The following is a 4,010-nucleotide window of genomic DNA, read 5'->3' as shown; positions in this document are numbered from 1 at the left end:
GACGCAGAGACCGCCCGGCACTTACTCACCGAGGCCCGGAACCGCCTCGACGCCGCCCGGCGCCTGCAACAGGCCCGGCCCGGTCTCCTCGTCGTCTCCGACCGGTGCCACATCGGAGTCCTGGCCTACCGCTACGCGATCATGGCCACCGCAAAGGGCCCACGCCAAGACTTCGACCGCGCCCTGGAACTCAGCCACCGCCTCGGGCTGACCACTCCCGATGCCCATGACCGCATCCTCGTCCTGCTGGTCGACCCGGACGAATCCGTCGCCCGCCGCGCCGCCTACGCCCACGACGACCGCTACCGCCTCTGGTTCGACCCCGGATTCCTCACCGCCTACCACGACTTCCTCACCCACCTGAACACCTGGCTGCCCGACAGCACCTTCACCACCCACGACGGCGCCTGGCCGATCCTGACCGGCGCCCTGCCGTCCCGCTTCGCCCGCCAGCTCCAGCCGCACCGCGCGATGACCAGGCCGGAGACACCGTGACGAACGGACCCACCGCGGCCACCACCCGCCGGCTGCTGACCGCGCTCGCCGCCGCCCCGCAAGACGCCCCCAGTCCGGCCCTTGCCGCACTTCGCGAGACGACCGGGAACATCCGCGCCTTCCTCGCCGCCGCCGACCAGAACGACATCCCGACGATTCCCGCCGCGATCCTGCACCAGTGGCGGTGCGACCTCGACCGCCTCCACCAGGACCTTGAACACACCGACCCGCAGGCGCGTGCACGCTGGCGGATGCCGGGCACCTGGCTCGACTCCCACCTGCGGCTTCGGTCCCTGCTCGCCCACGAAGTCGGCAAAGCCTACTGGGACGACACCACCGACATCCGGTACGACGCCATCGACATCGAACGCTACCTATGGGGTGCCCGATGACCATCGCCCAGCCCGCCCCGCCCCATCCCGGCGGCAAGTATCAGGCCACCGCCACCGTCCTGTGCGATCTCCTCGGCGGTTCTGGCAACATCACCGCGTTGGAGCACTGCGTCACCCGGCTCCGGCTCAGCCTGACCGACCGCTCCCTCGTCAACGACACCGCCCTGCGCGACCACCCCGCCGTCCTCGGCGTCCTGGAACGCGACACCTTCCAGATCATCGTCGGCCCCGCCGCCGTCGTCCCCCTCGCCGCCGCCCTGCGCCACCTCCTCGGCCCGGACCTGGACTCCTGAGCAACCGCACGGGCCGTCTACCGGACGTCACAGCCAGCCCGTGCGGTATGCAACCCACTCCAGCGCCGCCGCGGCCTCCCGCCTCTGATACGCGCGCAGTTCGGGCCGTGAACGCCGGCGCCGGGCCACCTCCCAGTGCCCGGCCACCGACACCGCCAACGACGTCACCGTCTGCTGCGCCACCATCTCCCATACCCCAAGCCCGGACAGGGCCTCCTCGGCCGAGGCCGGGCTGTGCCCGTCCATGATCAGATACGGGACGAGCCAGACCATGTCGAACCACGCGGCCCCGCGGTAGCCGCACGCCCAGTCCACCACGAACACCGTTCCCTCCCCGGCGACCACCATGTTGTCCGGCCGCAGATCCGCGTGCAGCAACGTGTCACCCTCAACTGCCGGTAACCACCGCGTCTCCCACTCCACCAGCGACGGAAGATTCCGCACGCACCACGGGTCCAGATCGGCGGGCGGGCCGGCGGCCAACTCCCGCCAGCACCGCGAGACCTGCTCCAGCGCCCCGGCCACCGGCCGCGCCGCCACCAGTGGGCAGGGCGTCAACGCCCCGGACATCGTCCCCACCGTGGCCAGTACCGCTGGCAGATCCGCAGAACCCGGCTGAAGGCCGGGATGACGGCCCGCAACATCGTCAAACAGCAGAACGACCCATCCACCCGCCCTGAACCACGACAACAGCTGAGGCGCAGGCACCTCGGCCGGCAGCGCAGACGCCACGGCGGCCTCCTGCTCGTACATAGCCGCCAGCGGATGAACTTGCGGCACGCCCTTCGCGAACGCCCGCCGGCCGTCGGCCAGGACCAGCCGGGACGCCAACCCACCAGTGAACCCCGACTCCTGGGACACCGCACCCGACACCGGAGCCCCCAGCCGGCCCGCGACAGCGCCGCGAACAGCCGCCGGAAGATCCCGCCACGCCAGCCTGGAAGCCGAACCGACCGGCATACTCCACCCCCACCCCATCGACTGGGCATACCGACGAACTCCCCGCCGAAGCCGCCATCAGATCCCACGGCACCGGTTCCCGCCCGGGAACGATATCCGCCGCGGACCCACCAACCGCACGGAGAACACCGGGTCTGGCACCCGCCAGCGCGCGGCCCGCTCCGGATCCGGACCCTGCCACCATGGGCCGGCACGGCGCGTGACGGTCGCGCCGGGGGCTCAGGACAGCGGCAACCCGTCGGAGTGACCGGTAGGGAGGTGGAAGTACAGCCGGTCCTCCCGCTGCTCGATGAGCCGTCCGCCGTTGGCCTCGATGACCTTTCGGCTCGCGGTGTTGCGGGCGCGTACGGTCACCAGTGCCGGGTCGATGCCCAACTGGTCGGCGACGGGCAGGGCGGCGGCCAGCATCGCCGTTGCGTGACCGCGGCCGCGCAGGGAAGGACGCACGTCGTAGCCGATATGTCCGGTGTCAGCGAGGGCGCCGGTGAGCTGATGCCAGACGGAGATCCGGCCGAGGTACTCCGCCCCGTCGATCCACCACAGCAAAGTCACCGCGCGCGGATCTACATGGAGTCGGTCGACGTAGCGCGCGAAGGCGTCCGACGCGTCCACGATGAGGTCGTCGAAGTCGGGGTATCCACCCTCCGCCTGGTACTCGGCGATCGCCTTGAGGTACGAGGCGTGAACACGGACGGTAGGCGAGGTCAGTTCCGGCACAGCTTGTGACCCTATCGATAGTCACGCGATGCCAGCGTGAGCTTTTCCTACACCGGCACGGGGCATTCGGACCCACAGGCCAAGGCGATCGCTGGGAAACGGTGACGCAGGCCCCTCGCGGCAGAGCTCTCTGACTCTCTGCGGACAGCGGAGACTTGAACACACGGAACCTCCGCGCGGCGGGCAGCGCGGCGAAAGGGACAAGATCGCGAGACAGAATGCCGGGCCAACCGAATGAGACAACGCGAGAACACGCAGGTCGCCACTACGGAACGGGACATTCCAATTACGGACCTACATCGCCGGCGTCCGTGCTGCGACGGAAGGGGATCCGCTGGCGCACGTTTCGGACGACTGGTTTCACATCACGCTCTACCAACTGAGCTCAACGCCCGCAGCCGAGATCCTCGCTGACGAACGGCAGGCCCTTGTCGCCGAGCTGGGCGAACAGATGCGAGCCATCGCGCCCTTCACCGTCACGGTCGGCAGCCCCCTCCCGTACAGCAGCGGACTCATTTTTGACGTCGGGCCGGACGAGCCGCTGAACGCCCTGCGCACCGCCACGACCCGGGCCTTCGAGATCGCGCGCGGAGCCGACGCCACCGTGTACGAGACGGGAGTCCTCCACCTGACTGAGTCGTACGCCACGGCCGAGGTCTCCTTGGAGCATTTCCACCAGATCCACCGGCGCGTCCGTCGGGTCCGCCCCAGCCACGCGCCCTTGCGAATCGAGTCCATCGAGCTGGTCGATGTCTTCGCCGACTCCGTCGAGAAGACCATCACGTGGAAGCCCGTGGCCCCGCCGATTCCGCTCGGCGCAGACCACTGAATCCACCACGCCGACTGTGCTGCCAGACACACCAACGCGCCCTTGGTGCAGGCGAATGCGCCGAACTCCGCCTCGTGGCGGCACGGGCGGAACCTGACCGTTTGGCGACCCGCGATTGTCAGCGGGTCCGCACTGGGCTCATCGAGCGGAGGACGATCAGCGCTGGTGCCCGGATCGACAGGTGCCTCCCGCGGGAGGGCTAGTACTGCAACCGCATCTGCCGTGACAGGTGCTGGATTGGCTCGTTGTTCCGACTGTGCGATGAATCGTTGACGGTTGAGCAGGTCGAGTCGTGGTCCGAGGGGATAGCCGGGTTCCATGCCC

At 69.4% G+C, this 4,010-nt stretch carries 6 protein-coding genes; 4 read left to right on the top strand and 2 right to left on the bottom strand.

Going from position 1 to position 4,010, the window contains the following annotated elements:
- The 3 genes from AC13HU_RS33610 to AC13HU_RS33600 all read left to right on the top strand — a co-directional run.
- Positions 1-495: nucleoside/nucleotide kinase family protein (locus AC13HU_RS33610; protein WP_483045774.1), on the top strand; the 495-nt coding region annotated here is incomplete at its 5' end.
- The gene (locus AC13HU_RS33605) at positions 492-887 is read left to right on the top strand and encodes a hypothetical protein (protein ID WP_483045773.1); all 396 of its coding nucleotides are present in this window, start codon (positions 492-494) and stop codon (positions 885-887) included. The genes AC13HU_RS33610 and AC13HU_RS33605, both read left to right, overlap by 4 nt.
- Complete coding sequence (locus AC13HU_RS33600; RefSeq protein ID WP_483045772.1) at positions 884-1,180, top strand: PTS glucose/sucrose transporter subunit IIB; 297 nt, start codon at positions 884-886, stop codon at positions 1,178-1,180. Before AC13HU_RS33605 ends, AC13HU_RS33600 begins: the two co-directional genes overlap by 4 nt.
- Before the next feature lie 27 nt (positions 1,181-1,207).
- Here AC13HU_RS33600 and AC13HU_RS33595 read toward each other — a convergent pair whose 3' ends face one another.
- Positions 1,208-2,140, bottom strand: coding sequence for a phosphotransferase family protein (locus AC13HU_RS33595; protein WP_483045771.1), 933 nt, complete (start codon positions 2,138-2,140; stop codon positions 1,208-1,210).
- 219 nt (positions 2,141-2,359) lie between these two features.
- Positions 2,360-2,857, bottom strand: a complete 498-nt coding sequence (locus AC13HU_RS33590) for a GNAT family N-acetyltransferase (protein ID WP_483045770.1) — start codon at positions 2,855-2,857, stop codon at positions 2,360-2,362.
- A 451-nt stretch (positions 2,858-3,308) separates the two neighbouring features.
- Between AC13HU_RS33590 and AC13HU_RS33585 the strand changes: the two genes are divergently transcribed.
- Positions 3,309-3,686: a hypothetical protein gene (locus tag AC13HU_RS33585; RefSeq protein ID WP_483045769.1), complete on the top strand. Its 378-nt coding sequence runs from the start codon at positions 3,309-3,311 to the stop codon at positions 3,684-3,686.
- Positions 3,687-4,010: the final 324 nt, after the last annotated feature.

Source organism: Streptomyces sp. NH27 (assembly GCF_056859195.1).
The sequence above is the reverse complement of the archived record's forward strand: the minus strand, read 5'-3'. Positions and strand labels throughout refer to the sequence as shown.

Excerpts from the sequence above, each read along its gene's own strand:
- AC13HU_RS33600 (WP_483045772.1), top strand. The coding sequence starts at position 884 with ATGACCATCGCCCAGCCCGCCCCGCCCCATCCCGGCGGCAAGTATCAG.
- AC13HU_RS33595 (WP_483045771.1), bottom strand. The coding sequence starts at position 2,140 with ATGCCGGTCGGTTCGGCTTCCAGGCTGGCGTGGCGGGATCTTCCGGCG.
- AC13HU_RS33585 (WP_483045769.1), top strand. The coding sequence starts at position 3,309 with ATGCGAGCCATCGCGCCCTTCACCGTCACGGTCGGCAGCCCCCTCCCG.